Below are 25,998 nucleotides of genomic sequence, written 5' to 3' on the forward strand. Positions count from 1 at the left end.
TTGGTTAGTCGCAGAGGGTTTCTTGGCGGCGGAGCGGCGGCAGCTGCCTCCGGCGTGCTTGGTGCTACCGGCGGAGCCTATGCAGCCGGCGCCGTTGGTGCAGAAAACCTCGAGACCTTTGCTGCCAAACGAGAGCTGGCTTTTCACGGCGACCACCAAATGGGCATCGAAGCGGATTTGCAATCCGTAACCAATTTCATCTCGCTTGATATCAAACCAGGCAGCAACCGAGCTTCAATGCTCAGATTTATGAGCCTGCTAACCGATGACATCTTCCGGTTATCCCGCGGCGAACCTGTGCTGGCGGACCCGGCACCGGAACTGGCAATTGGTGCGGCAAGATTCTCGGCCTACGTTGGTTTTGGCCCCAGTTTCTTTGAAAAACTAGGCCTGGAATCCAAGATGCCAACCGGCTTTGGAAAACTACCAAAATTTAAGGTTGACCAACTTCAAGATAAGCACTCCTCCGGAGATGTTTTGATTCACATAGCCGCCGATGATCCAGTCGTACTGGCCCACGGGACCAGAGGGCTTGTGAGAGATGCGATGCCATTTGCCTCGGTTCGCTGGGTCCAGTCTGGTTTTGCTCACACGCCGGGCATGGTTCCTCCCGGAATAACCCACCGAAACCTGATGGGTCAGGTTGATGGTACGGCTAATCCGAAGCTGGGTACAGCAGATTTTGACAAGGTCGTTTGGATAGAAGATGGTCCATCCTGGATTCAGGGCGGCACGCTATTAGCCTTTCGTCGCATAGCAATGCAGCTTGATACTTGGGATCAGCTTGGAACTTCTAGTAAAGAAGAAGTTATTGGCCGAAAGCTATCCAACGGCGCGCCACTAACCGGAGATATTGAAAGCGACATTCCGGACCTTGGGGCCAGGCACCCAAATGGACTGAGCGTGATTCCAGAATTCGCTCACATTAGAAGGGCTGCTCCAGAAAACCTTGACGAACGCATCTTCCGCAGGCCGTTCTCCTACGAAGCTGGTATTTCAAGTGCCGGATCAGTGGACGTTGGGTTGCTTTGGACTGCGTATCAGCGGAACATGGAGAACCAGTTCATCCCAATTCAAAGACGCTTAGACGAGCTAGACCTTTTGAATGAGTGGACTGTTCCAATTGGCTCCGCGGAATTTGCGATTGCTGGAGGAGTAAGGCCGGGCGAAGTCATCGCAGAGGCGCTATTCTCTTATGGTGTCAGAACCTAAGCCAAACCGGATTCGCGGCAGGGTTATAGATTCTGGAGATCAGCTTTCTAAAAGAATGCTGATTGGCTACGTTGTAATTTTGGCTCTGTCAATGAGCTTGGTGCCCTACGCAATTGACCCCTTCCTTCCGGCCTTCCCCGAAATAGCCACTTACTTTGGCGTTCCAAACGGAACCGTGCAAGCTTCGCTAACCGGTGTCACGGTGGGTATTGCGCTTGGGCAGCTGGTTATCGGGCCACTCTCTGACGCCTTTGGTCGAAGACCTCTGATCCTGCTTGCAACCGCTGGCTTTGGTTTGAGCGCGCTACTGGCATTTTTCGCACCGAACTTCGAAACCTTCTTGGGTCTTCGGTTTGCAATGGGGTTCTTTGCTGCTGGCGCTGACGTGGTGAGCCGAGCAATTGCTAGAGACCTCTACCGTGGGCATCGCATGCAGACAATGCTGGCAAAAATCTTTTTGATTCAATCGCTTTCACCGATTATCGGACCGATAGTCGGAGCCCAAGTTACTCAAGCAGGCAACTGGCAAGCCATATTTCTGATCTTCGGATTCGGCGGCATTATCTTGGCGCTTTTCTCATCTGGATTACTTGTTGAGACTTTGCCGGTCGCAAGGCGAAGAAGTAGCACGCCCATGGGGTTGGCGCGAGGTTACCGTGCGGTTTTGAAGGACCGGGTTTACATCGGCCTCATGATATTTGGAGCCTTCCAGATTTCAGCGCTGTTCGCCTATCTAAACAACGTCCCGTTTTTGTTTCAAGACAGTTTTGGTCTAAGCCCGAGTGACTTTGGGTTTTGGATTGCGGCTAATTCGCTGGCGTCATATGTTGGCGTTCAAGTCGGTGCTTATGCCGCAAGGCATATTAAGGGCCAGTGGCTACTGGCGATTTACTCAAGCATCGGAATATTTATAGGTGCCGGGTTATTCGCAACCGCCGGATCTGGGTTGGTTGTTGCAGAAGCCTTTTTTATGCTTCAGCTATTTATCTTTGGCGCTGGAATTACAACCATCCCGACCATCGCGCTTTATAACCACGGCTCCGAGGCCGGAACAGCAGCTTCTTTGCTTGGAGTGGTGAACTTCACAACAGCCAGCGTGGTTTCGATTGCCTATGGGTTCATGAATAATCAAGACACCCAAGACATTGGAATCTTGATTGGGCTGTTATTCGTTGTTTCACTTTCCAGCCTGATGTTTATTACGAGACCGTGGAAAGTTCCGGATCTAAGAAGCGGCAGTTAGCTAAGTCTTTTGACGCTTTAGTTTCAGTCGGCGCCCTTGAGCAAAGAAAGCGCCGGTTAGCACCAATATTGCCCCCGCCGGTTCATACCAGTGCAGTCCTTCTCCCAGTAAAAGCACTCCCCAAACGGTTGCAATTACCGGGTTTGTGTAGGTGACGGTTGCCGCCACTGCACTTCCGGCAGTTGCCACCACCTGATGAAACAGCCAGTAGGAAATTCCAGAGCCTAAGACCCCAAGCAGTACCAGTGCACCTGCGCTCTGAACGGTTGGTTCTGCGACGAACAACGGACCGGTAAACAGGTAAACCGGCAAGAGAATTACCGCACTGGTCAACACCTGGACGCTTGCCGTGACAGTTGCAGGCAGCTTCATCGGAGTTACATATTTTCTGATGTAGGGCGTTCCGATTCCGTAGGAAATTGAAGCGGCTATCAAAGCCAAGATTGCTATCGGCTCGCTCTCACCAAACCCTCTCCAAATCCCAAGAGTGATCCCCACGCCAACTAGGCCAACCAATAAACCGATGATGGCTGTCGGATTTTGCTTTTGGGCCCTAAAAAGAGTGAAGGTGGCTAGCAAGGTAAACATCGGTGTCGTGGCGTTCAGAATGGCCGCCAAGATACTCGTCGTGTATTGCTGGGCAAAGGCATACATGGTGAAGGGAAAGGCGGACATAAAAAAGCCCGCAACTAAAAGATGCAGCCACTGCTTAGCCTTGCCCGGAAGCCTGAGACCGAGGCTGTAGGTGATGATGATCATGGCAAGTGCACCCAGTGCTGTTCGCCAGAACGCGACACCAACGGCAGTTGTCCACTCGAGCGAAAGCTCAATAAAGAAAAAGCTAGAACCCCAAATTAGCGCTAGCGGAATGAACTTGATAACCCAGTTATCTCGCATCACTGGTTAGTCGGTCTGAATCTCGGATTTGTCTCCGGACCAAAGGGTATGGAAGGTTCCCGGCATATCCACTCGCTTATAAGTGTGGGCTCCGAAGAAGTCACGCTGGCCTTGCACAAGTGCCGCCGGCAAACGCTCGGCGCGCAATCCATCAAAATAGCTCAGCGAAGAAGCAAAGGCTGGAATCGGAATGCCGGCAAGTGAAGCTTTAGAGACAACTTGACGCCAGGCAGCAGCTGCATCTTCGATCGCCTGTATAAAGTAGCCGTCAAACAAGAGAGAAAGTAGCTTCGCGTCTTGCTTATAGGCATCAGAAATTCGGTTTAGGAACTGAGCTCGGATTATGCAGCCACCGCGCCAGATCTTTGCTACTTCTCCTAGGTTGATGTCCCAGTTGTTCTCGATTGCCCCGGCTCGAATTGCATCGAAGCCTTGGGCATAGGCCACGATCTTGGAGGCATAAAGTGCTTGCCTGACATCTTCGATAAAGGCGTCCTGGTCGGCAATCTCCCAGACGGTATCACCGGCTGAATATTCTGGCGCTCCAGCACGCTGAGCTGCTTGCGAGGAAAGCGAACGAGCGAAAACTGCCTCGGCAATACCAGAAACCGGGGTTCCCAGATCCAGCGCACTCTGAACAGTCCAAACGCCGGTGCCCTTGGAACCGGCTGCATCCAAAATCACATCGACCAGTGGTTCACCAGTTGTTTGATCGACCTGGGCCAACACCTCGGCGGTGATTTCAATCAAGTAGCTTTCAAGTTCCCCGGCATTCCATTCGGTTAGAACACTTGAAATCTCAATCGGGTTTAGACCGCCGGCTTGACGCAGGATGTCGTACGCCTCGGCTATCAGTTGCATGTCGGCATACTCGATGCCGTTGTGAATCATTTTCACAAAGTGTCCGGCTCCGTCGCTGCCAATGTGGGTAACGCATGCCTCACCCTCGGCAACGGCTGCGATTGATCTAAGAATCGGACCTAAGTGCTCATAAGCCTCTTTTGAGCCGCCGGGCATAATGGAAGGTCCGTTCAGTGCCCCTTCTTCGCCGCCCGAGATACCGGCGCCCACAAAGTGAATGTTTTTGGCCGAAACTTCTTTTTCTCGGCGAATAGTGTCTGTGTATAGAGCGTTCCCGCCGTCCACGATGATGTCGTCTTTTTCAAAGCGGTCGCTCAGGGCTGTAATCACAGCGTCTGTGGCAAAGCCTGCCTGCACCATGATGATCGCGATACGGGGCTTAGCCAAGGAGGCCACAAACTCATCTATTGAATCGCTGGCGATGAAGTTTGCCTCTGGGTGGTTAGCGACTAAATCATTAGTCTTTTCAACCGAACGGTTATAAATGGCAACCTTGTTGCCGGATCTGGAAGCCAGGTTTCTGGCGAGGTTTGAACCCATTACTGCCAAACCAACCACGCCGATGTTTGCAGTTGCACTCATGCTTAGATTTCCTGGTTCTCTAGATCTAGTTGACTAGATGCGATGCGAGGGCTTCTTTGGCCTGCGGAATTTCCCTTTAGATTAGCGCAAGGTGCAAATCTTTAGGGTTTTAGGGCCTCACTGATGAGCCCAACAAAACGCTCAACATCAGCCTCGGTAGTGTCAAATGCACACATCCAGCGCACTTCGTTTGTCTTCAGGTCCCAGTCGTAAAAGTGAACCTGCTCGCGAATCTTTGCGATCGCTTCAGCGGGAAGGCAGGCAAATACCGCGTTGGCATCGGTGGGGTTGGTAAACCTGAGTCCAGTTATTTCACCTTTTTCTACCTTGGCTTCAAGCAGGTGACGCAGGTGACTGGCCATCTTGTTAGCGTGAGCCGCGGAACGCATCCCCAGACCATTTTCCATCAGCGCCAATAACTGAGCCGAAGCAAAGCGCATCTTTGACATAAGTTGCATCGACAGCTTTCTTAGGAAAATCAAACCATCTACTGCCTCGGGGTTTATTACGACAACCGCCTCGGCGGCAATAACGCCGTTTTTGGTTCCGCCGAAACTAACGACGTCTACCCCGGTATCGGTAATCATTTCCTTGAACGTGACACCGAGCGACGCAGCCGCATTCCAGATTCTTGCGCCATCCAGATGAAGGAGCAGTTTATTTTCGTGGCAGTAGTCAGCTATCGCTTTAATTTCCGCGACAGAGTAGACGGTCCCGACCTCTGTGCTTTGGGTAATAGAAACCACCAAGGGCTGTGCTCGATGCTCAAAGTCAATGTCGTAAACCTGAGTGGCTATTGATTCCGGGGTCAGCTTGCCGTGCACGTGCTGAACATTGAATAGCTTCAATCCACTGACGCGCTCTGGAGCGCCACCCTCATCGGTTTCAATGTGGGCAAGGTTTGAACAAATGACAGCACCCCAGCGCGGCATCATTGCGGTTAGCGCCAGCACGTTAGCACCGGTTCCATTGAAAACCACAAACGTTTCGGCCTGCTGACCAAACTCATCACGCATCTTTTGCTGCAGGGCTTTGGTGTAATCGTCGTAACCGTAGGCGCTCTGATGCCCATCATTTGCACTAGCAATTGCGGTAAGCACCTCCGGGTGCACTCCGGCGTAGTTATCGCTCGCGAAACTGCGAAGCGATTGATCGTGAGTTACCAAGGAAGCTCCCAAAATTGCGTGTACTTGATTGAACCACATTTTGTTTATCGACAGTTAGATCCGGCCACCTTGGCAAGGCTATCCTTGAGCCATGGCCCGAAGTATATATCTTGCCTCAGTTGAAGGCCACACCGCCAAATCCGTCGTCGCGCTCGGAGTTTTAGAGGCGCTGAAGACAAAGCACAAAACCATTGGTGTTTTTCGTGCAGTTGTGCCATCCAGAGATAGTAAAGATCGCGTTCTAGAGCTTTTGCTGTCCCACCTTCCGAACAAGCTGGATTATCAGGCTTGCATCGGCGTGGGCTACCAAGAACTTCACGAGTCATCGGAGCGTGCGCTCGAGGTAATTTCGCAGCGCTACCAAAAGCTTGCCGCCAAGTGCGACGCGGTTCTGGTCATTGGTTCTGACTACACCGATGAGGCTGCACCTGCCGAACTGTCCTTCAATGCTCGGGTTGCTGCAAACATTGGTGCACCATTACTAATGGTCTTCAGCGGTCGAGAACTAGATGGGTCCGACACCCACCTAGGGCAAGCACCGGCAAGAACCCCAAAGAAATTAGCCCAGATTGCTGAGGTGGCCCTTCGGGAAATAAGGGACTATCACGCAACCCTTCTGGGCATTGTGGTGAACCGTGCTGAAACCCAGGACATGGCAAGGATTGAATCGGCTGTCATGATCGCCACAAAGACCAAAAACGTCTTTGTGGTTCCAGAGGATCCCTATCTAATGGCGCCAACGCTTAGTGAAATCCAAACCGCAATTAGAGGAAAGCTCGTACTTGGCTCCAAAGATCGGCTTGATTCAGCTGCTCTAGATGTTGTGGTGGCTTCGATGTCGGTACCAAACGTATTGACTCAGTTGATGCCGGGTGCAGTAGTTGCGGCCCCGAGCGACAGAACAGATGTGTTGCTAGCACTCCTAATGGCGGATAGCTCGGAGACGTTCCCCAAGCTTGCCGGCGTGGTAATAAACGGCGGCTTCGAGATGCCGGAGCCAATAACAAGGTTGATCAAAGGCTTGAAGTCAACCCTGCCGGTGATTTCGGTTCCTACCGGAAGCTTTGACAGCATGATGGGAATCATCCAAACCCGTGGAAACGTGTCCCTGAAGGACACTGAAAAAACCGCTAGGGCCCTGAGGCTCATTACCAAGCACCTGCCAAAGGCGGCGCTCGCAAAACTAGTGGAGGACTGCGTCATCAAGGTGGTGACCCCGCTGATGTTTGAGCAGCAGTTGGTGCTGAGGGCGTCACAGAACCTTCAGACCATAGTCTTGCCAGAGGGCTCCGATGACCGCATTCTTAGGGCGGCCGCCGAGGTGCTAGAACGAAAAGCAGCCAAGTTGATCATCCTTGGCTCCAAAGAGGACATCAAAAACCGAGCAGCGCAGATGAAACTGAATCTTTCAGCAGCAAAAATAATTGACATTGAGACTTCGCCCGAGAAAAAGCGTTTTGCGGAAAGTTATGCAAAATTGCGCAAGCACAAAGGCGTTACCAGTCAGCAGGCGCTTGAAACCATGAGCGATCTTTCATATTTTGGAACGATGTTGGTCCACGCGGGTCTCGCAGATGGAATGGTATCGGGCGCTGCACACACCACTGCCCACACAATCACGCCGGCCTTCGAGATCATCAAAACAACCCCCGGAGTAATGTCGGTTTCCAGCGTCTTCTTGATGGCTCTGGAAGATCGGGTAGTTGTTTACGGCGATTGCGCGGTCATCCCAGAACCGACCGTTGAGCAGCTTGCCGACATTGCAATTTCTTCGTCGGAGACAGCGAAACAGTTCGGGATCGAACCGCAGGTTGCGATGCTTTCTTATTCGACCGGTGAGTCCGGCTCCGGAGCTGAAGTTGATCGAGTCAGGCAGGCCACCAAGCTAGCAAAAAAGCTTGCTCCCAAGTTGCCGATAGAAGGACCCATTCAGTTTGACGCCGCCGTGGATGCCGCGATCGCTCTGGCTAAGCTTCCGGGGTCCTCGGTTGCGGGCCGCGCCACAGTGTTTGTGTTCCCAGATCTAAACACCGGCAACAACACTTACAAAGCTGTTCAGCGAACCTCCGGTGCTCTAGCTATAGGTCCGGTGCTGCAGGGTCTTAGAAAGCCAGTGAACGATTTATCCAGGGGCGCGACCGTGAAGGACATAGTCAACACCATCGCGATCACCGCAATCCAGGCTCAGGGTAAAAACCAATGATGCCAATCCTGGTTGTGAATTCCGGTTCAAGCTCGGTGAAGTACCAGGTTCAAGATGTCGATTCTGGCGATTCCTTGCTAGAAGGCCTTATTGAACGAGTTACGGATCACGATGAAGCCTTCAAGAAAATGCTTGCGGAGATAGCCGACTCCAAAATTGAACTAAGCGCTGTTGGTCACCGGGTCGTTCACGGCGGAGCAAAGTTTTCAAGCCCAACGGTCATCAGTGAAGAAGTATTGGCCGAGATCGAAGCCTTGGTTCCACTCGCACCACTCCACAATCCTGGGAACCTGGCTGGGATTCGTGCCGCCCGAGCAGCTTTCCCGGGGTTGTTACAGGTCGCGGTATTTGACACGGCTTTTCACCAGACCATGCCCGCCAGCTCCTATCGCTACGCAATTGATCAAAAGCTAGAAAAACGCTACGGGGTCAGAAAATATGGCTTTCACGGGACCTCTTATGCTTTCGTTGCAAACCAAAGCGCCAAGTTCCTAGGCATCGAACAGCAGGATCTCAATGCTGTTATTTTGCACCTGGGCAATGGAGCGTCCGCTTGTGCGGTGAAGTCCGGTAGATCCTTCAATACTTCGATGGGCATGACACCGCTTCAAGGTCTTGTGATGGGGACAAGGTCGGGAGACATTGACCCCGGCATTATTTTTTATTTAGGCAATGAAGCAGGGTTGTCAAATGCTGAAATCGACGAAATGCTCAATGCCAAATCTGGCCTCAAGGGCCTAACCGGGATCAGCGACATGCGAGACATTAGTGCTCTGGCAGCGGCTAAAGATCCTTTAGCCCAGGAAGCCTTAGAAATTTACACCCAGAGAGTTAGGCACTATTTAGGAGCCTATTTCGCAGAGCTCGGTCAGTTGGATGCGATTGTTTTCACAGCGGGTGTCGGCGAGAATTCGGCGGAAATTCGAAGCATGGTTTGTGCGAACCTCAAGGCACTCGGCATTGAGATAGACGATGATCTGAATCAGGCCAAAGCGAAAAATAATCGCGATATTTCCCTATTAGGGTCGAGGGTTAGAGTGTTAGTGATTCCCACTAACGAAGAGCTAGAAATAGCGAGTCAAACCGCAGCACTTCTCAGGTAAGGCAGGGCACGATTATGAGCGAACCGACTCCGTGGGTGATAGGCGCACCGGTTGCTGGCTATCACTGGAAGGCCAAGAATCCAAAGGCTCAGCTGTTATTGCAGCACGGCCTCGGTGAATACTCCGAGCGCTATGTGACTCAGTACTCCCAATTGATACCAAAGCTTGTTGCGAACGGTTTTGATGTTTATGCAATAGACCTTGAGGGTCACGGCAACACCGCCGGTATTCGCGGACTAGTAGATGTTGTGGCGGCGGTTGACGACCATTTGGCTGCTCGGGCTGCGATGCCAAAGAAGCTGCCAACTTTTTTGCTTGGTCACTCACTCGGAGGGATAGTTACTGCGGGCAGTATCCTTCGAGATCAAACCAATATTGAAGCCGCCATAATTTCAAGCTCTGCGATGCAGGCGCCCTCCAGTGCTGGTTTGAGGGTTCTGACCAAAGTGCTAGCCAGGGTTGCTCCCGAGGCTCCGGTGCCAGTTCCAAGGCCAGGCATCGAAGCTTTTACTAGAGATCAAGAGCTACTAAAAGTAATCGCCAAAGATCCTGAAATGTTTTTGGGCAAAGCAAGAAACCTAGTTGGCAGAACCACGCTGTTACTTTCCGATGAGGTTTGGTCCAAGGCCAGCCGCTGGAGTGTCCCAACGCTGTTTATTCACGGCGACAAAGACACATCAACAGAGTTTGAAAACTCCGTAAAGCTTCACGCGGCCATTTCTTCCAAAGACAAAACATTGAACGTTTACCCTGGCGGCTACCACGAGCTACTAAACGACATCGTTAGCCAAGAGGTTTTGACTGATCTTTTAGCTTGGTTGGATAAGCGCAATCCAGTTTCGAAATAATCCGAAACAATCCATGTCAAATCGATGATCGACTTGACATGGCGATTCTCTGCCTGCATACTTCTCAGCAATGAGTACTCGACCAGCATTGAACGCGCAGCCAAGCTGCGCAATGTTCTGCTGCTCGATGGCAATGTGCATGGGCTCGTGCCTTCGCTAATTAGCAACCCAATTAGCTCTTAGGCACCAGCACCCCGACAAACGCACGTGATTCGTGCACTAATCGATCGCAAACTTGCCAACTAAGGACTCATAAAATGACCGCAATTAAAACCAAATCAACAACCGTCGCAAAAGGATTCGCCCTCTACGTAGGCATCTCGGAACAAGACGCACAAGATGCTGGCCTCACACTTGCCCAGATCGCTCAGGCTTTGAAACAAACAATCGCCAGTCTGGTTCCAGAAAAAGCAAACGAGACATATGCCGCCATCGCTCTTGCTCCAGAGGGTTCGACCGGCAGAAATCTAGACATCACCAGGCTTGCTCTTCGGGAACCACGAGCTACAAATACTCCAACTAAACCTGAGGCTGACGAGAAGACTGCTGCCAAAGGGCTAGTGGTCGACTTGACCAGAAAACGACTCTTCGTTGACGGAGCCAATGCTCAGCTGACCTGCAAAGAATTCGAACTTTTCGCGTTTTTGATCGAGAACACCGGTCAGACCGTGAGTCGCAAGCAAATTGCAGATATTTCCGATCGTTGCGGAGAATCAACACCAAATGCTAGGACCATCGATGTTCATGTCCGCAGGCTGCGCGCCAAAATCGCAGGCTACGAAGACGTAATTCGAACCTCTCGGGGAGTCGGTTACCGCTTTGACAGACACCCGGATGTCCTAGTGCAGCAGTTCTAGATTTGTGGAGGCGCCCAGTTGTCGCAACTATCGTTTTATAACGACCATTGAGGCGCCGAACACCACCAGCACCGCACCCAGGTAAGTCAACGGGCCAAAGTTAGATTCAGTTATTGGTGCTACTAGATCAAGCACCAGTGACGCTACTACTTGCCCCAAAAGCAATGAGAGCCCCAGGGCTAGGACTCCGATCTGTCTGACCACCATCACCTGAATAAAAATGAATATTCCACCCACTAACCCACCCAGATAAAGAACTGGGTTCGTGGGCCAGCCGTTAGAAAGGTCTGGCACTCCCTCGAATGCGAGCACTACAACCGCGATAAGCGCGGTTCCGGTCACAAAGTTTATGAAGGTGGATATCAGAACCGAGTCGGTCTTGGTCGCCAGTCTTCCGTTGATTGCCTGCTGGAAACCGGAACCAAAGCCTGCGAGGAACGGCAGCACTATAAGGCCACTAACAGCTTGGATACCAAGGCCAGAGGAGAGAACCAGACCGATAATTGCGATGCCAGCGCCCGCTAAGCGCGCCAGGGATAGCTTTCGCTTTGCCAAACCAAGCATTCCAAAAGAATCAACCATTAGCGCGGCTGCTGCTTGGCCCGAAACGATAGCGAGCGTGAAAAGAGTCACTCCTATTACGGGCGCAACTAAACCCTGCATCATTACAAAGAAGCCACCGAAGAACCCACCCAGGGTCATCCAAATTGGCAACTGACGGCCAAGCGCCTTGGTCGAAACCAGAAGCTTGCTGCGCTCGCTTCGGCTGATGAAAAAAGGTATTGCCACCAGCACGGTTCCGATTCCAAAAGAAACTAGCGCTGCAAACAGGCCATCCTGAAGAGCAATCGCGAGCTCACCGTTTACACGGGACTGAACCGCGATTAGCGCTCCGGCAATCACGCTGAGCGAAATTGCGAGGGGTCTTGGCGTTGTTAGCTGCACTGTTATCCGGGCCTTAGGTTCATTGATTCGAAAAATTCTGCAACTGACAATTAATTCTTGTCGCAATCGCAATCGCAATCGCAATCGCAGTCTATGGCTGCTGGCGTGACTACACCATCAGTAACGAGGCGACTAACTCAATGCTGGACTAACCTTGAAGCACTATGACAAAACAATCTGAAGCCTTTTCCCCGAAGAATCTGTTTTCTTATTTCGCACTTGGCGAAGCCATCACCTGGGGTCTACTGATCGCAGGCTTGCTGGCAAGGGAGTTATTGCAGGCTCCGGGTATGGTCATCACGGTTGCTGGTGCCACCCACGGGTTTATGTTTCTAAGCTATGCGACAACGGCAGCTCTGGTCGGGATAAACAATCGCTGGAGCTTGGCAAAAACCGCCATTGGCGTCATTCTGGCAATAGTGCCGTTTGCGACAATACCTTTTGAGAAGTGGCTGCTAAAGCGCAAGATGTTAGATGGCCTCTGGCGCAGACAGACATCAAAAAACCCTAAAGATAAGACCCGTTCGGACCGACTATTCCGCTGGTTTATCAATCGCCCACGCACTTTGATTCTTGTCATAATCGCTTTTGTCGTGACGCTATTTTCAGTTTTGCTTTACCTAGGACCGCCGGATCAATGGGGCAACTAGAGCCACGTAGAGCCTGACTGGCTTTTTTTAGAAACACGCCTAAGCTAAGAGGCATCTGAATTGGGCAACAACTTAGTTGCTGACAGAAATCAAGGAGCGATACCCGTGCCCGCGACATTGACGTCAAAGCATGATTCCGCCGGATGGCGAAAAATACCAACATCATCAAAACCCATAAATCAAGATCGAGTCCAAGAACTTCTAGTTCAAGAGTGGGCCAGATTCGAGGAGAGCACCAGGGCCTCGGGTGTTCACAACAAAAAGGCTATGAAATCTCTGCCCATGGGCGTGACTTCTAGCTTTCAACACTGGGACCCATACCCAATTTCTATTGTTTCGGCAAAGGGTGCTTATCTCACCGACGTTGACGGTCGCAAGCTCTTGGATCTTTCCATGGGCTTCGGCGCAATGCTGGTCGGGCACCTTCATCCCAAGATAATTAAAAGAGTAAAAAAGGCGCTTCGCTCAACTGGAACGCTGTTTGTGACACCGTCGCCTACTGCGACCGATGTTGCCGAGAGGTTCAAGGCGAGATTCGGTCTTGAAATGCTTCGATTCACAAACTCCGGCACCGAGTCGACTATGTATGCCATAAGAACCGCAAGAGCGGTGAAAAAGAAAAATGGTGTTATCAAAATCGAGGGCGGCTACCACGGCGGCTACGACCCTTTGCAGGTATCGGTAAAGCCTGATTTGAAAGACATTGGGTCGCCAGATCACCCAACTGCGCAAGTGCCACCCGAGGTTGAGGCCGGCGATGTTTATGTCGTTCCCTACAACAACTTAGAACTCCTCGAAGAGATCATGAAAGATCACGGGCACAACATCGCTTGTTTCATGATTGAACCGGTAATCGAGAACCTGTCGATTATTTTGCCCGATGCTGGATATTTGCAATCGGTTAGGGACCTTTGTGACGAGTACAACATTTGCTTGATTTTTGACGAAGTCAAGACGGGCCTTACCGCCGGAGTCGCCGGAGCTGCAGCAAGAGTCGGCGTGAAGCCTGACTTGATCACCCTTGCAAAAAGTATCGGTGGTGGATTCCCGCTCGCTGCATTTGGTGGCAAGCTGGAGTATATGGAAGCCGTCGTCGACGGTCGTATGGCTCACTTTGGAACCTATAACGGTAACCCTCTAGTGATGGCAGCAGCGCTCGCCGTTGACGAAATCTGTACTCCAGCAGCCTTGGCGAAAGCAGAGGCAATCAACAATGCAACGCTTGCCAAGTTGGATGCGATTATCAACGAGTTTGAACTGCCAGCCCACACCATTGGGTTGGGGGTAAAGGGCGCAATGATTTGGTCACCGGATCCGGTTAGAAACTACCGGGACTACAAGGCAACCGACTTTGAAACAGCAGAGCTGTCATGGCTCTGGGGTATCAATAGAGGCGTGCTAACTCCTCCAGGCCTGGATGAGCAGTGGCTTGTGTCACTCGCGCACAACCAGAAGGATATGGACAAAATGGTCGAGAGCACCAGGCAGCTAGCAATGGCACTTCGGGCTTAAGGGCAATTTTTCAAACCAAGCAACGCAAGCCTGAATTTTTGCGCTTTTCTAAATAGATGAACTAAAGTTCATAGAAGTAATGTTCTGTAATTTAGATTACTTTGTTGGAGGAGAACGATGAGCGAACGATGGACCTTTCTAACTCATCATGCCCATCTAATGCTGATGCTACAAAGAGACCAAAGCGCCAAAATCGAGGACCTTGCCCAGGTGCTGGGAGTCACCCCGAGATATGTAGTCAGCATTTTGAATGACCTCACAGAAGGTGGTTATCTCACCAAGGAAAGAGTTGGCAGACGCAATCACTACTCAATAAATCGTGAAGCGGAGCTTCGGCACGAAACAAGTTTGCATAAGTCGGTTGGGGATCTAATCGATTCACTCGGAGTGGTAGGCAGGTAGGGCAATGGACATTTTGTCGGTGGCAGTTCAAAACCTAACCAGCGCCCCGGTGCTCGCTTTCGCTCTTGGCTTGCTCGCAGCAGCGATAAAGACTGATCTTCGGTTGCCCGAGCCGATTTACCAAGTAATTTCTATTTACCTATTGCTGGGAATCGGAATCAAGGGTGGTGTTGCCCTTTCAAATGCGGAGTTCCAAGAAGTAGGCCTGCCTATTCTGGGAACCTTGCTACTTGGCTTAACAGTTCCAGTGCTGGCTTTTTTCTTGCTGAAGTTTCTAAAAAAGCTCTCGGTGGTTGACCGGGGAGCACTTGCTGCCCATTACGGGTCAACATCGTTGGTGACCTTTACCGCAGCGGTTATCTTTTACGAATCAGTTTCGATTTCAGTCGAGGGTTACCTCACCACCTTGCTGGCAATTTTGGAAATCCCTGGAATTATCGTCGGTTTAATGCTGGCCTCTAGGGGGCTTCGCAGGGAAGTTTCCTGGGGCGAATCCTTCCGAGAGATTTTGACCGGCAGATCAATCTTCTTGCTTGCCGGCGGCCTAGTAATAGGCTTCCTGACAAAATCAACTGGATTCGCTGGAATCGAGTTTTTCTTCGTCGCGCTGTTCCCAGGAGTACTGACGCTGTTCTTGCTTGAGCTTGGAATTGTCGCCGGTAGAAGACTCAAGGATCTAAAAAAGGCCGGGATTGGAATAGTCGTATTTGGGATCGCATTCCCTCTTATTTCTGGCACCCTAGGAGTAATGACAGGACAACTAACGGGGCTTGGTATAGGCGGCGCTGCGACATTGGGCGTTCTAAGTGCTTCTGCTTCTTATATTGCCGCCCCAGCGGCGGTTCGACTGGCCCTACCTGAGGCGAGCCCAGGAATCTACCTGACTGCGAGCCTTGGAATCACGTTCCCGTTCAACCTAACCCTGGGTATCCCTATCATGTTGGAAATAAGTAAGTTCCTAGAAAGCGCAGGCCTTTGATGCTGAAAGATCGAAAACTAATTGTTGTCGTGGTCGAAGCTGCTCTCGAGCAGCGACTCTCAAAGGACATACTTTCCCAAGGCGCTAAGGGCTTCACGATTACTCACGCCAATGGACTAGGTCCGAGAAACCAGCGTGCGGGTGATTTGGAAGGCGGCAATATTCGTCTGGAGACAGTAGTGCCAGAAGAGACCTCAATGAAGATTCTGGAGCTACTAAAGACGAGCTATTTCCCGCACTATGCCTGCAGCGCTTGGGTGTCAGATGTCCAGATATTGCGTGAGGACAGGTACTAGTTCGATCCGGTAGCTGAGACAATTGCTATTGAGCAAACTTTAGAACGGATGGCTTGGGGTGAGTGAGCTACAGATCAACTATCCTCCAGACCTTCCGGTTGCAGCTAGACGAGAAGACATCCTTGAGGCCATAACCAACAATCAAGTATTGATTGTTGCCGGTGCTACCGGTTCCGGCAAGACCACGCAGCTTCCAAAAATGTGCTTAGAGCTTGGACGAAAATCCATAGCTCATACTCAGCCCAGAAGAATTGCTGCTCGGTCTGTAGCCGAGCGCATCTCCGAAGAGCTGAAGGTTGAATTGGGTGGCCTGGTTGGTTACCAGGTTCGCTTCACCGATCAGGCAAGCAAGGCGACCAGGGTGAAAGTCATGACTGACGGCATCTTGCTAAATGCTCTGCAGCGAGATCGAATGCTCAAACAGTACGACACCATAATCATCGATGAAGCCCACGAGCGAAGTCTAAATATTGACTTCCTGCTTGGCTTTTTGAAGCAACTATTGCCAAAGCGTCCTGAGCTCAAGCTAATAATCACTTCGGCGACAATTGACCCCGGCTCCTTTTCGAAGCACTTCAACGACGCTCCAATTATCGAGGTTTCGGGAAGAACCTTTCCAATTGAGATTCGCTATCGCCCCGTGACAAGAGACGGATCACAGGATGCTGACCCGGATGTTGAAACCACCGCAGCCGACTACCTGGACGGAGTGATTTCAGCGCTCAAAGAACTCGAGACTGAACAAGATGGAGACGTGCTGGTCTTTCTTTCTGGAGAATCAGAGATCAAAGATGCTCAGGATGCAATCGAGGGCAGCATCACTCAGGGCGCACTCAAGGGAAACTCCGAAGTATTGCCGCTTTATGGCCGACTGAGCTCCGCCGAGCAACATCGAGTGTTTGAAGTTAGCAAAGTTGCCGGACTGCGAAAGCGCGTGATTCTTGCCACCAACGTTGCGGAGACCAGCCTCACAATCCCGAATATCAAGTACGTGATAGACGCCGGCACCGCCAGGATTTCGCGCTACAGCCCCAAGGCAAAGGTTCAGCGGCTTCCGATTGAAGCAATTTCCCAGGCAAGTGCTAATCAACGAGCCGGGCGTGCTGGGCGAACCAGCCCGGGAGTAGCGATCAGACTTTATTCAAAAGAGGACTTTCAATCTCGGCCAGAGTTCACCGATCCAGAGATTCTAAGAACCAACTTGGCCTCGGTTATTTTGCAGGCCGCAACTATCGGACTTGGAGACCTAACCAAGTTTCCATTTCTTCAGGCTCCTGAACCCAGGGGAGTCAAAGATGGCATTGGGCTTCTCAAAGAGCTTGGGGCAATTGACCAGGATTCCAACGAGGTTGAGCTCACCAAGCTTGGTAAGCAGCTGGCTAGGCTTCCAATCGAGCCTCGATTCGCAAGAATGCTGCTGGAATCAAAACGGCATAATGTGGTGCGCGAGGTAATGGTTATCGTTGCAGGACTAACGATTCAGGACCCCAGAGAGCGCCCCCTTGAAAAGCGCGAGAAGGCAGATCTCCTGCATGCTCGCTTTCTAGACCCAGGCAGCGATTTTCTTTCACTAGTGAATCTTTGGAACCACGTTGAGGATCAGCAAGAAAAGCTGTCATCCTCTGCATTCCGCAGGCTTTGCAAACAAGAGTTTCTAAACTACCTTCGGGTCCGTGAGTGGCAGGATTTGGTCCGGCAACTAAAGAGCGTTAGCAAGCCGTTGAATCTTAATTTTGGTAATCGTAGGGTCGACCCCGAAGGAATCCACAAGGCATTGCTGTCTGGTCTGCTCAGTCAAATCGGGTTGCAGCAAGAAAATGAAAAAAAGGTTTTCAAAAACGGCAAGCTGCAGAAACAAAAGCGAGTGCAGAGTGAGTATTTGGGTTCCGGTGGCAAGAAGTTTGTAATCTTTCCAGGTTCTGCCCTGGCCAAGAAACCCCCCGAAGCTCTCATGAGCGCGGAGCTTGTCGAAACCAGTCGGCTGTTTGCCCGCATGAATGCTGCGGTCGATCCAGCATGGGCCGAAGAGCTTGCCGGCGATCTTGTTCGAAGAAGTGTTTCAGAACCTCACTGGGAAAAGAAGCTTGGAGCAGTCATCGGGCTCGAACGAGTAATGCTGTTTGGGCTGACATTAGTTGCAAACCGCAAGGTTCAGTACTCGCGCATTGACCCGATGCTATGCCGGGAGTTATTTATCAGGCATGCCTTGGTTTATGGAGAGTGGGACTCAAAGCAGGTCTTTGACCAAAAAAATAAGGACTTACTGTCCGACATGGAAGCTGCCGCCGATAGGGCACGCTCACCCCAGCTTGCAGCCGGTGAAGACGACGTCTTCCGCTTCTACAACAATCGGATTCCACTGGATGTTTTTTCTACCGGCAGCTTTGAGGGTTGGTGGAAAAAGGCCAAGCACGAAAAGCCGGAGTTTCTAACCATGACCAAGGCCGAGTTGCTGGGTGCCGATGAGACTCAACTTGATGAAGACGATTACCCCGGTCAAGTGGTTATCGACGGTCAAGAATTTGGCCTCAGTTACTTATTCGACCCCGGTAACGAACACGACGGGGTTTCGGTGGAGGTCCCGATTTCACTGTTGGCAAGCATCAAGCCGGAGGGCTTCGAGTGGCTGATTCCAGCGATGCGACTGGAGCTGATTACCGAGTTGATCCGGAGCCTGCCAAAGGCGGTTCGCAAAAACGTAGTTCCCGCCAAAGACTGGGCGGCAAAGGTTATGAGAAATCTACCCGCGGAGCCCACCGGCAAGATTACTGAAGTGTTGGCCACTCAGCTGCAGTCCTTGAGTGGCGTCAGGGTTACCCCAGAAGATTTCAGTCCTGAGGTGTTACCTGCCCAACTAAAGGTTTCTTATCGAGTTCTAGATTCCAAGGCGAAGCAGCTAGAAATCGGCAACGATCTAGCGGCACTTCAACAAAAACTTGCCCAAAGCTCGATCGACGCGGTGTCGAACATGATTCAGTTCGAGGGACCCTCGATAGAGCGAAGCAATCTACAAACCTGGGACTTTGACGAACTACCTAAACAGCTAGATACGAAGCAGGGCAGCAATAAAGTAAGCGCGTTTCCGGCACTGGTTTTAGATGAAAAAACAAACACCGTCGATTTGAAACTCCACTCCTCGGAAGCCACACAAGCGCTAGAGCATCCAGTGGGTGTGGTGGAACTTGTTCAGCTGAGCATTCCATCGCCGGTGAAGTACATTGAGGCGCATCTGACTCAAGCCGAAAAGCTCGCCATTGCAAGCCTGCCCTATCCAAGCCTCAGTGCTTTTGTTGCAGATGTCATCAGGGCGGGTGCTAAAAAACAGCTCTTCATTCTTGATCCACAGGGTCTAATTTTTACCGCCAAAGAATTTGAAAATCTCAGGCAGCTCGTTGAGGCCATTTCGATTGAGCTGATTTTTGACGTCGCCAAAATAATGCTGAAGATTTCGCAAGCGGCCAGTGAAGCCAATAAGGCAATTTCTAATGCCAAGGCGATTGACTTTCTAACGGTGCTTGCCAGTGAGAAGCTCCACATCCAACAACTGTTGATTCCAAAGCTCGTTTCCTCAACCGGTCTTGATCGGCTGTCGCGAATCGAAATCTACTTACGCGCTATCACGCAACGAGTGGTGAAGCTGCAGGAGAGCCCGGAGCGCGATCGAATTAGCGCGATCGAATTAGCAAAAGCAATCGAGGTCTTCGAAGTCGCAGGCGGAAGGTTGCCGTTGCCTCAAAAATCCAGCGAGAAACTTACTTCAGCAAGATGGTTGCTTGAGGAACTAAGAGTGAGCCTGTTCGCTCAATCGCTTGGAACTCAAGAGGCGGTTTCTCTAAAGCGAATACAAAAGCAGCTGTCTTAGTTTTGTGGAAAGCCTAGGTTCACGCCACCGTGGCTGGGGTCTAGCCAGCGCGAGGTGATCACCTTGGTTCTTGTGAAGAACCTAAAGCCTTCTTCGCCGTGTGCTCGGCTGTCGCCAAAGAGTGAGTTTTTCCATCCTCCGAAGGAGAAGTAAGCAACTGGAACTGGAATTGGCACATTCACACCAATCATTCCGGCTTCAACCTCGTTTTGGAATCGTCTTGCCGCGCCTCCGTCGTTGGTGAAAACAGCGGTGCCGTTGCCGTAGATTCCTCCGTTAATAAGTTCCAGCCCCTCTTCAAAGGAACTGACTCGAATCACGCTTAGCACCGGTCCGAATATCTCGTCCTGGTAGGCCTTGGAGCTTGTTGGCACCTGATCCAAGAGTGTTGGTCCAAGCCAAAAACCGTTCTTGTCGCCGTCTGGCACAACTGATCTACCGTCAACTACAACCTTGGCTCCGTCAGCCTCCGCGATTTCTATGTAGCCGGCAACTTTGTCGCGGTGTTCCTTGGTTACAAGGGGCCCCATGTCACAGGCGCGACGACCATCGCCCACTTTGATCTGAGAGATTCGAGACACAATCTTTTCGATCATTTCATCGGCTACGGGCTCCACGGCAACAACCACTGAGATTGCCATGCAGCGCTCTCCGGCGGAGCCGAAGCCGGCGTTTATTGCTGAGTCTGCAACAAGGTCTAGGTCAGCGTCTGGAAGCACGAGCATGTGGTTCTTTGCCCCACCTAGAGCCTGAACACGCTTGCCTTTTTTGGCGCAGTTCTCATAAATGTATTTAGCAATCGGGGTTGAGCCGACGAAGCTTATAGCCGCTACATCGTCGCTATTAATCAGGCCGTCGACCGACTCCTTGTCGCCTTGCAGGACATTGAAAACTCCAGCTGGCAAGCCAGCCTCAGTCCAAAGTTTTGCCATCCAAAGGGCCGCGGAAGGATCTTTTTCGCTCGGTTTTAGAATCACGGTGTTGCCGGCGGCAATAGCTATTGGAAAAAACCACATCGGCACCATTGCTGGAAAATTAAATGGGCTAATGATTCCAACGACTCCAAGGGGTTGCTTGGTGGAGTAGACGTCAACATTGGTTGATGCGTTTTCCGAGTACTCACCTTTTAGAAGATGAGGCATGCCGCAGGCAAACTCAACAACTTCTTGGCCTCTGGTTATCTCTCCGAGGGCATCGGATAAAACTTTGCCGTGCTCGGCAGTAATTATTGCTGCAAGCTCAGGCTTCCGCTCATTTAGTAGTTCACGAAATTTGAAAATTATCTGTTGGCGCTTAGCCAATGAAGAGTCGCGCCAGGCCGGGTAGGCAAGCTTTGCAGAGTCGATGGCAGCTTTGATATCTGTCTCATCAGCCAGAGCCACTCGGCCGGACTCTGTTCCAAGTGCTGGGTCATAAACCGGAGCCGTCCTTGTCGAAGAGGGCCTATGTTCGGCACCAGAAATGTAGTGGGAGATCAGGTTCATTTTGCATCCTTACTTTGATGCTGGTTGCAGGGCCTAGATGGCTTCAAAATTGACTTTCGAAATCAAGCTAACACTATTTATAGTCGCCCAGTTGCCCTTTTGATTAGCTCGACGATTCGAGCCTGAGCCATTTTGTCAATCTTTTTCAATGCGTATGAGGTTGGCCACATTTCACCGTCGTCCAGAGTGGCATGCTCGCTAAACCCAAGAGTTGCAAACCTCACCCTGAACTTGCCCGCGCTCTGGAAAAACAAAATGGTTTTGCCGTTGTGCCCCCAAGAAGGCATGCCGTACCAGGTCTTGGCATCAAGATCTGGGGCATGTGTCTTCACGAGCGCATGGACCGTTGATGCCATTTCCTTGTCACTGGCATCCATCTGTCCGATTTTGAGCATGACATCCGCCTCTGCGGCAATCTTGTCATCCTTACTCTTTAGCTCCTTGGCCCTCTCTCGCATCGCTTTTCGCTCATCCGCGGTGAAGGCAGTCATGTTGTCACTCATAGTTCTCCAGTCGATGCATCCTCGCCAAAAAGACTAGTGACAAAGGTCTCATGGGCGCGGGATGAATTTTGGTTACTGGGCTGTTGACCAGGGGGGCTCAGTTCGATGCCCAGCCATCTATCAGGCTGGACTTCTAACCTTAGGAAGCCCTCATATCCCGCACGTAGGCGTGCACCAAATGATTTAGGAACTAAATGGCCCAGCTGTTATACCGCCTTGGAAAATTCTCCGCTAAACGAGCGTTCGCTGTCATCGCCATCTGGGTGCTACTGATTGGAGCTGCAGGAGCCGCGGCGTTGCTCTCCGGAGGCAAGCTCGGAACCACAATGACTCTAGATGGCATTCCATCCCAGGACCTTGCGACCTCACTTCAGGAAACATTCCCCGAGGCCGCAAGAGCCGCCGGACAAGTTGTATTCCACAAAGCTGACGGCGTCGAATTTTCAGCGGCGGAGATTTCGGGTATTTCTAATGTCCTAGACAGAGTCAAAACTCTGATCACTGTGGACGATGTCGCTGATCCGTTTATTACTCAGGCAACCCTTGACAGTCAGCGTGCTGACTTGGCGGCTGGCCTAGTGGCCATTTCGGACGGCAAGGCTGAAATCAATAAAGGTCAAGCTTCGTTGGACGCCGGACAAGATCAACTTGATGCCGCTAAGTCTGATCTCGAGGCCCAGGCTGAAACATTGCAGCAAACTCTCGATGCGATGGTTGCCAATAATGCTCCCGGAACCGAGCAGGTCTTAGCCGGGCTAGCGCAGATTCAAGCTGGACTCGATCAGATTGCACTCCAGCAGACCGAGCTAACCAACGGGCAATCGAAACTTGATGAGGGCAAGACCGAGCTTGCAAGCAATGAAGTTCAGCTGGTAGCGGGCGAAAAGCTTCTTGGCACCGCAAATAACTTCCGCACGGTGTCAGTTGATGGTCAGACGGCTTTTGCCACAATTTACTTTGATCAGCCGACTGGTCAGCTAGACGAGGTGGCAGCCGCTGAAGTTGTGGACCTTATAGAAGCTCAGACTCCAGCTGGAATTCAGGTCGAGTACTCACAATCCCTAGTGTTCTCACTAGACGGCCTTCTGGGAATTGGAGAGATCGTTGGTTTGGCAATCGCAGCCCTGGTGCTTGCAATAATGCTTCGAACCTTTATTGGCGCCGGCCTTCCAGTGATTGCTGCAATCACCGGAGTCGCTATCTCTGCGGCTATAACTTTTGCTCTGTCCTCCGTGATTGAAATGACCAGCACTACTCCGCTGCTGGGAATCATGCTGGGTCTTGCAGTTGGAATCGATTACTCGTTATTTATCTTGAATCGTCACCGACGTCAGCTAAAAGCTGGAGTTGAACTTCAAGAATCAATCGGCCTTGCCAATGGCACCAGTGGCAACGCTGTTGTCTTTGCAGGGATCACGGTAGTTATTGCTCTTTTGGCCCTGAACCTAACCGGCGTGGGCTTCCTTGGCTTGATGGGTAGCGCTGGAGCGCTTGCAATTGTGGTTGCAGTTTCAGTTGCGCTGACTTTGGTGCCTGCGGTGCTGGGCCTAGCTAAGGAAAAAGTTCTTACTCAAAAAGAGCGCTTAGTGCGCGAGGCAACAGGCCTTTCGAGCACGCCAGAGCAGGTTTATGCCCTCGAAGAGGCAAACGCTAGCCATAAGCCTGTGTTTGCGAACAAACGTCCTTGGGTTGTCATCATTGGAGTAGTAACAGTTTTGATGATCGTGGCGGTGCCCGCCCTGAGCATGCGTCTGGCTCTGCCAGACGGTGGGGCTGAGGCCAGTGACTCAACCGCATTCAAGTCTTACACGTTGATTTCCGAAGCCTTTGGACCTGGCAGCAACGGAAGCTTGGTTGCAATAGTCGACGTTCCGGAAAACCTTGACGAGATTGCAGAGCTTCAGCTGCAAGCTGATGTTTCCGAGCGACTATTCGCTTTGGACAATGTTTCGGCAGTGCTGCCCGGAGGAGTTTCCACTTCGGGACTGGACCTGATGTTTGTGCTGGTTCCGGAATTTGGACCGACCAGTGCTGAGACCGAGCAATTGGTGTTCGATATTCGAGAACTTGAAAAAGTATTTCCAGCTGAGCTAAATGCAAACATTGAGGTCACCGGCATTGCGGCTGTGAATATAGATATTTCTCAGAAACTGGCAGATGTGTTGCCGCTCTACTTGGGCACAGTGGTTATTTTGTCGTTCTTGCTTTTGATTCTTGTATTTAGGTCACTCATTGTTCCTTTGGTTGCAACCGGTGGCTTCCTGCTAACCGTTGGGGCGACTCTGGGTGCGGTCGTTGCGGTCTATCAGTTTGGTTGGTTATCCGAGGTTTTGGGCGTAACTCAAGCCGGTCCAATACTTAGCTTCTTGCCAATTCTTTTGATCGGAATTCTGTTCGGTCTTGCGATGGATTACCAGCTCTTCGTGGTTTCCGGTATGCGCGAGGCATTTGTGCACGGCAAGAGTGCAAAGGACTCCATTGACTCCGGTATCCACTTGGGAAGGCCGGTCGTTATCGCTGCAGCCATCATCATGGTTTCGGTGTTCGGTGGTTTCGCCTTCTCCCACATCACAATGATTAAGCCGATGGGCTTTGGGTTAGCAATCGGCGTCCTTATTGATGCGTTCCTGGTTCGACTGTTGCTGGTCCCGGCCTTGATGAGCGTTATTGGAAAAGCAGCTTGGTATTTGCCCAAGTGGCTTGACAGGTTATTACCTGATGTCGATGTCGAGGGAGCAAAGCTCGAGCGTTTGCGTTCGCAGGCCTAGACTGAAGGCAACTTAGAACTAGGGAGTTCTCATAATGGCAAAAACAATAAAGCCGGCTAAAACACCGGACCAGCAAATTGGGGGACTACGAAAGTACAACGTAGTCGCAGGTTTCTTGCACCTAATCCAAGCGGTCGGGTTCTCATATGTTTTGACAATGCTCGACTACCAGATTCTGTATCCGGTAAAAATTGAATACCCAACGGGTCCTCCGGGAGTGGCCAGTCCAGTTGACGTGGTGACTCTATTTGACATCAACATCGGTGCTGGAATTGTTGGCTTCTTGGCGCTATCTGCGCTGTTCCACTTCATTATTTCTTCGCCGATGTTCTTCCAGCGCTATAAAGCTGGCCTGAAGGTAAACCACAACTATTTCCGCTGGGTTGAGTATTCACTTAGCTCCTCGGTAATGATCTTCTGCATCGCATTGCTAAACGGTATTACCGATATTGCCGCGCTGGTGGCAATCTTCGCGGTGAACGCATCCATGATCATGTTCGGAGCTCTTCAGGAGAAGTACGAAACTCCTGGCAGCGGCAAGGGACTGCCATTTATCTTCGGATCAATGACAGGAATCATTCCTTGGCTAATTCTCGTTCTCTACATCTGGCAGCCGGGTGCAACAAACGCATCAGAGATTCCAGGCTTTGTCTACGGCATCGTTGTTGCGCTGTTTTTGTTCTTCAACACCTTTGGTTTCAACCAGGCATTCCAGTACAAGAAAATTGGACCTTGGAAGAACTACCTATTCGGCGAGAAGAGCTACATCACTCTTAGCCTCGTTGCTAAGACCGTCTTGGCATGGCAGATATTCTCCGGAGCTATCATTCCGGCTTTGGTCAGCTAACCAATAATTACGCAAATAGCCCCGCTGGCCCCCTGGGGCCAGCGGGGCTATTTGCGTCTCTAGGCATCAGGCCTCCCTGCGCCGGATGAACTGCATGTGCGACGGCGAGAAACCGCTCGGACCAGGGAACAAAATATGGATGAGACAAGTTTTCTTTCTCTACTAATCAAAGGAAACTTTCATGCCCCAAGTCGCGACTAATCGCCTTGCCTTATCCGCGCTTTTATTGCTGTCAGCTCTTACTTTGGCAGGCTGCGCCGGAGTCTCTATGGCAACCATGAATCATGGCGGCACTCAAATTGAGTCTGCTAGCGGAGTGAACACGTCCGACTTTTCTGGGATGGACATAATGTTCGCCCAGATGATGATTCCGCATCACCAGCAGGCGATCGACATGTCCGCACTTGCGCAATCCAGGGCCTTGAGTCCGGAGGTGAAGGCGCTAGCCTCGAAGATTAGCGCTGAGCAAGGCCCTGAGATTGAGCAAATGCGCTCTTGGCTCAAGGCTGCAAATGCGCCGACCGAGATGGGTCATCAAATGTCCATGGATGGAATGCTCTCGGCTGCCGAAATGGAGCGGCTATCTAGCGCCAGCGGCGCAGAGTTTGATGAGCTGTTTCTCCTCGGAATGATTGCCCACCACGAAGGAGCCATCGAGATGGCTCAAATGGTGGTGGACTCTAAAAATCTTGAAGCTCGCGAACTTGGCGCTGCCGTTATCAAAGTGCAGACTCTAGAAATTGCGGAATTACAGGTCTTGCTAACCAATTAGTTGTGG

The 25,998-nt window shown here is 51.3% G+C and carries 21 protein-coding genes; 15 read left to right on the forward strand and 6 right to left on the reverse strand.

Annotated features, from left to right (window positions below; all coding sequences use genetic code 11):
- Both IMCC13023_RS00160 and IMCC13023_RS00165 read left to right on the forward strand, forming a co-directional pair.
- A complete protein-coding gene (locus IMCC13023_RS00160; RefSeq protein ID WP_007539974.1) occupies window positions 1–1,212 on the forward strand; it encodes a Dyp-type peroxidase in 1,212 nt (403 codons plus the stop codon).
- The gene (locus tag IMCC13023_RS00165) at window positions 1,199–2,455 is read left to right on the forward strand and encodes a multidrug effflux MFS transporter (protein ID WP_162097420.1); all 1,257 of its coding nucleotides are present in this window, start codon (window positions 1,199–1,201) and stop codon (window positions 2,453–2,455) included. The genes IMCC13023_RS00160 and IMCC13023_RS00165 overlap by 14 nt, the downstream gene beginning before the upstream one ends.
- On the opposite strand, the gene IMCC13023_RS00170 is transcribed toward IMCC13023_RS00165, so the two are convergent.
- The 3 genes from IMCC13023_RS00170 to IMCC13023_RS00180 form a co-directional block, all read right to left on the reverse strand.
- A complete protein-coding gene (locus tag IMCC13023_RS00170; protein WP_007539978.1) occupies window positions 2,456–3,352 on the reverse strand; it encodes a DMT family transporter in 897 nt (298 codons plus the stop codon).
- A 6-nt stretch (window positions 3,353–3,358) separates the two neighbouring features.
- On the reverse strand, window positions 3,359–4,795 hold the full coding sequence (gene gnd, locus IMCC13023_RS00175) for an NADP-dependent phosphogluconate dehydrogenase (protein WP_007539980.1): 1,437 nt from the start codon (window positions 4,793–4,795) through the stop codon (window positions 3,359–3,361).
- 101 nt (window positions 4,796–4,896) lie between these two features.
- Entirely contained in the window at window positions 4,897–6,000 is a 1,104-nt protein-coding gene (locus IMCC13023_RS00180; protein WP_007539982.1) for a threonine aldolase family protein, read from the reverse strand.
- A 52-nt stretch (window positions 6,001–6,052) separates the two neighbouring features.
- On the opposite strand from IMCC13023_RS00180, the gene pta reads away from it, so the two are divergent.
- From pta to IMCC13023_RS00200, 4 genes are all read left to right on the forward strand, one after another.
- Window positions 6,053–8,164: a phosphate acetyltransferase gene (gene pta, locus IMCC13023_RS00185; RefSeq protein ID WP_007539984.1), complete on the forward strand. Its 2,112-nt coding sequence runs from the start codon at window positions 6,053–6,055 to the stop codon at window positions 8,162–8,164.
- Window positions 8,161–9,267: an acetate/propionate family kinase gene (locus tag IMCC13023_RS00190; RefSeq protein ID WP_007539986.1), complete on the forward strand. Its 1,107-nt coding sequence runs from the start codon at window positions 8,161–8,163 to the stop codon at window positions 9,265–9,267. The genes pta and IMCC13023_RS00190 overlap by 4 nt, the downstream gene beginning before the upstream one ends.
- 14 nt (window positions 9,268–9,281) lie before the next feature.
- Window positions 9,282–10,115, forward strand: a complete 834-nt coding sequence (locus tag IMCC13023_RS00195; RefSeq protein ID WP_040324698.1) for an alpha/beta hydrolase — start codon at window positions 9,282–9,284, stop codon at window positions 10,113–10,115.
- Between the two features lie 257 nt (window positions 10,116–10,372).
- Complete coding sequence (locus tag IMCC13023_RS00200) at window positions 10,373–10,972, forward strand: winged helix-turn-helix domain-containing protein (protein WP_007539992.1); 600 nt, start codon at window positions 10,373–10,375, stop codon at window positions 10,970–10,972.
- 27 nt (window positions 10,973–10,999) lie between these two features.
- Here the strand turns inward: IMCC13023_RS00200 and IMCC13023_RS00205 are convergent, their stop codons facing one another.
- A complete protein-coding gene (locus IMCC13023_RS00205) occupies window positions 11,000–11,917 on the reverse strand; it encodes a DMT family transporter (RefSeq protein ID WP_007539995.1) in 918 nt (305 codons plus the stop codon).
- 164 nt (window positions 11,918–12,081) lie between these two features.
- Between IMCC13023_RS00205 and IMCC13023_RS00210 the strand changes: the two genes are divergently transcribed.
- The 6 genes from IMCC13023_RS00210 (at window position 12,082) to hrpA (ending at window position 19,618) form a co-directional block, all read left to right on the forward strand.
- On the forward strand, window positions 12,082–12,567 hold the full coding sequence (locus IMCC13023_RS00210; RefSeq protein WP_007539997.1) for a DUF3817 domain-containing protein: 486 nt from the start codon (window positions 12,082–12,084) through the stop codon (window positions 12,565–12,567).
- 60 nt (window positions 12,568–12,627) lie between these two features.
- Window positions 12,628–14,079, forward strand: coding sequence for an aspartate aminotransferase family protein (locus tag IMCC13023_RS00215; RefSeq protein WP_007539999.1), 1,452 nt, complete (start codon window positions 12,628–12,630; stop codon window positions 14,077–14,079).
- Window positions 14,080–14,196: 117 nt separating this feature from the next.
- Window positions 14,197–14,481, forward strand: coding sequence for a helix-turn-helix domain-containing protein (locus tag IMCC13023_RS00220; RefSeq protein WP_040324699.1), 285 nt, complete (start codon window positions 14,197–14,199; stop codon window positions 14,479–14,481).
- 4 nt (window positions 14,482–14,485) lie between these two features.
- A complete protein-coding gene (locus IMCC13023_RS00225) occupies window positions 14,486–15,460 on the forward strand; it encodes a sodium-dependent bicarbonate transport family permease (RefSeq protein ID WP_007540003.1) in 975 nt (324 codons plus the stop codon).
- Window positions 15,460–15,756 (forward strand): P-II family nitrogen regulator, encoded by a 297-nt coding sequence (locus IMCC13023_RS00230; RefSeq protein WP_007540005.1) that lies wholly within the window; start codon window positions 15,460–15,462, stop codon window positions 15,754–15,756. Before IMCC13023_RS00225 ends, IMCC13023_RS00230 begins: the two co-directional genes overlap by 1 nt.
- 58 nt (window positions 15,757–15,814) lie before the next feature.
- Entirely contained in the window at window positions 15,815–19,618 is a 3,804-nt protein-coding gene (hrpA, locus tag IMCC13023_RS00235; protein ID WP_007540007.1) for an ATP-dependent RNA helicase HrpA, read from the forward strand.
- Here hrpA and IMCC13023_RS00240 read toward each other — a convergent pair.
- Window positions 19,615–21,102, reverse strand: a complete 1,488-nt coding sequence (locus IMCC13023_RS00240) for a CoA-acylating methylmalonate-semialdehyde dehydrogenase (protein WP_007540008.1) — start codon at window positions 21,100–21,102, stop codon at window positions 19,615–19,617. The genes hrpA and IMCC13023_RS00240 overlap by 4 nt on opposite strands.
- A gap of 77 nt (window positions 21,103–21,179) precedes the next feature.
- On the reverse strand, window positions 21,180–21,605 hold the full coding sequence (locus IMCC13023_RS00245; protein ID WP_007540010.1) for a DUF1801 domain-containing protein: 426 nt from the start codon (window positions 21,603–21,605) through the stop codon (window positions 21,180–21,182).
- Between the two features lie 194 nt (window positions 21,606–21,799).
- Between IMCC13023_RS00245 and IMCC13023_RS00250 the strand changes: the two genes are divergently transcribed.
- From IMCC13023_RS00250 to IMCC13023_RS00260, 3 genes are all read left to right on the forward strand, one after another.
- Window positions 21,800–24,373, forward strand: a complete 2,574-nt coding sequence (locus tag IMCC13023_RS00250; RefSeq protein ID WP_007540012.1) for an MMPL family transporter — start codon at window positions 21,800–21,802, stop codon at window positions 24,371–24,373.
- A gap of 34 nt (window positions 24,374–24,407) precedes the next feature.
- Complete coding sequence (heR, locus tag IMCC13023_RS00255) at window positions 24,408–25,220, forward strand: heliorhodopsin HeR (RefSeq protein WP_007540014.1); 813 nt, start codon at window positions 24,408–24,410, stop codon at window positions 25,218–25,220.
- A gap of 181 nt (window positions 25,221–25,401) precedes the next feature.
- Window positions 25,402–25,992: a DUF305 domain-containing protein gene (locus tag IMCC13023_RS00260; RefSeq protein WP_007540017.1), complete on the forward strand. Its 591-nt coding sequence runs from the start codon at window positions 25,402–25,404 to the stop codon at window positions 25,990–25,992.
- Window positions 25,993–25,998 lie beyond the last annotated feature (6 nt).

It is taken from the genome of Candidatus Aquiluna sp. IMCC13023, from assembly GCF_000257665.1.
Lineage (GTDB): Bacteria > Actinomycetota > Actinomycetes > Actinomycetales > Microbacteriaceae > Aquiluna.

Coding starts and splice junctions, on each gene's coding strand:
- IMCC13023_RS00170 (WP_007539978.1), bottom strand. CDS start 3,352: ATGCGAGATAACTGGGTTATCAAGTTCATTCCGCTAGCGCTAATTTGG.
- gnd (WP_007539980.1), bottom strand. CDS start 4,795: ATGAGTGCAACTGCAAACATCGGCGTGGTTGGTTTGGCAGTAATGGGT.
- IMCC13023_RS00180 (WP_007539982.1), bottom strand. CDS start 6,000: ATGTGGTTCAATCAAGTACACGCAATTTTGGGAGCTTCCTTGGTAACT.
- pta (WP_007539984.1), top strand. CDS start 6,053: ATGGCCCGAAGTATATATCTTGCCTCAGTTGAAGGCCACACCGCCAAA.
- IMCC13023_RS00190 (WP_007539986.1), top strand. CDS start 8,161: ATGATGCCAATCCTGGTTGTGAATTCCGGTTCAAGCTCGGTGAAGTAC.
- IMCC13023_RS00195 (WP_040324698.1), top strand. CDS start 9,282: ATGAGCGAACCGACTCCGTGGGTGATAGGCGCACCGGTTGCTGGCTAT.
- IMCC13023_RS00200 (WP_007539992.1), top strand. CDS start 10,373: ATGACCGCAATTAAAACCAAATCAACAACCGTCGCAAAAGGATTCGCC.
- IMCC13023_RS00210 (WP_007539997.1), top strand. CDS start 12,082: ATGACAAAACAATCTGAAGCCTTTTCCCCGAAGAATCTGTTTTCTTAT.
- IMCC13023_RS00220 (WP_040324699.1), top strand. CDS start 14,197: ATGAGCGAACGATGGACCTTTCTAACTCATCATGCCCATCTAATGCTG.
- IMCC13023_RS00225 (WP_007540003.1), top strand. CDS start 14,486: ATGGACATTTTGTCGGTGGCAGTTCAAAACCTAACCAGCGCCCCGGTG.
- IMCC13023_RS00230 (WP_007540005.1), top strand. CDS start 15,460: ATGCTGAAAGATCGAAAACTAATTGTTGTCGTGGTCGAAGCTGCTCTC.
- IMCC13023_RS00240 (WP_007540008.1), bottom strand. CDS start 21,102: ATGAACCTGATCTCCCACTACATTTCTGGTGCCGAACATAGGCCCTCT.
- IMCC13023_RS00245 (WP_007540010.1), bottom strand. CDS start 21,605: ATGAGTGACAACATGACTGCCTTCACCGCGGATGAGCGAAAAGCGATG.
- IMCC13023_RS00250 (WP_007540012.1), top strand. CDS start 21,800: ATGGCCCAGCTGTTATACCGCCTTGGAAAATTCTCCGCTAAACGAGCG.
- heR (WP_007540014.1), top strand. CDS start 24,408: ATGGCAAAAACAATAAAGCCGGCTAAAACACCGGACCAGCAAATTGGG.
- IMCC13023_RS00260 (WP_007540017.1), top strand. CDS start 25,402: ATGCCCCAAGTCGCGACTAATCGCCTTGCCTTATCCGCGCTTTTATTG.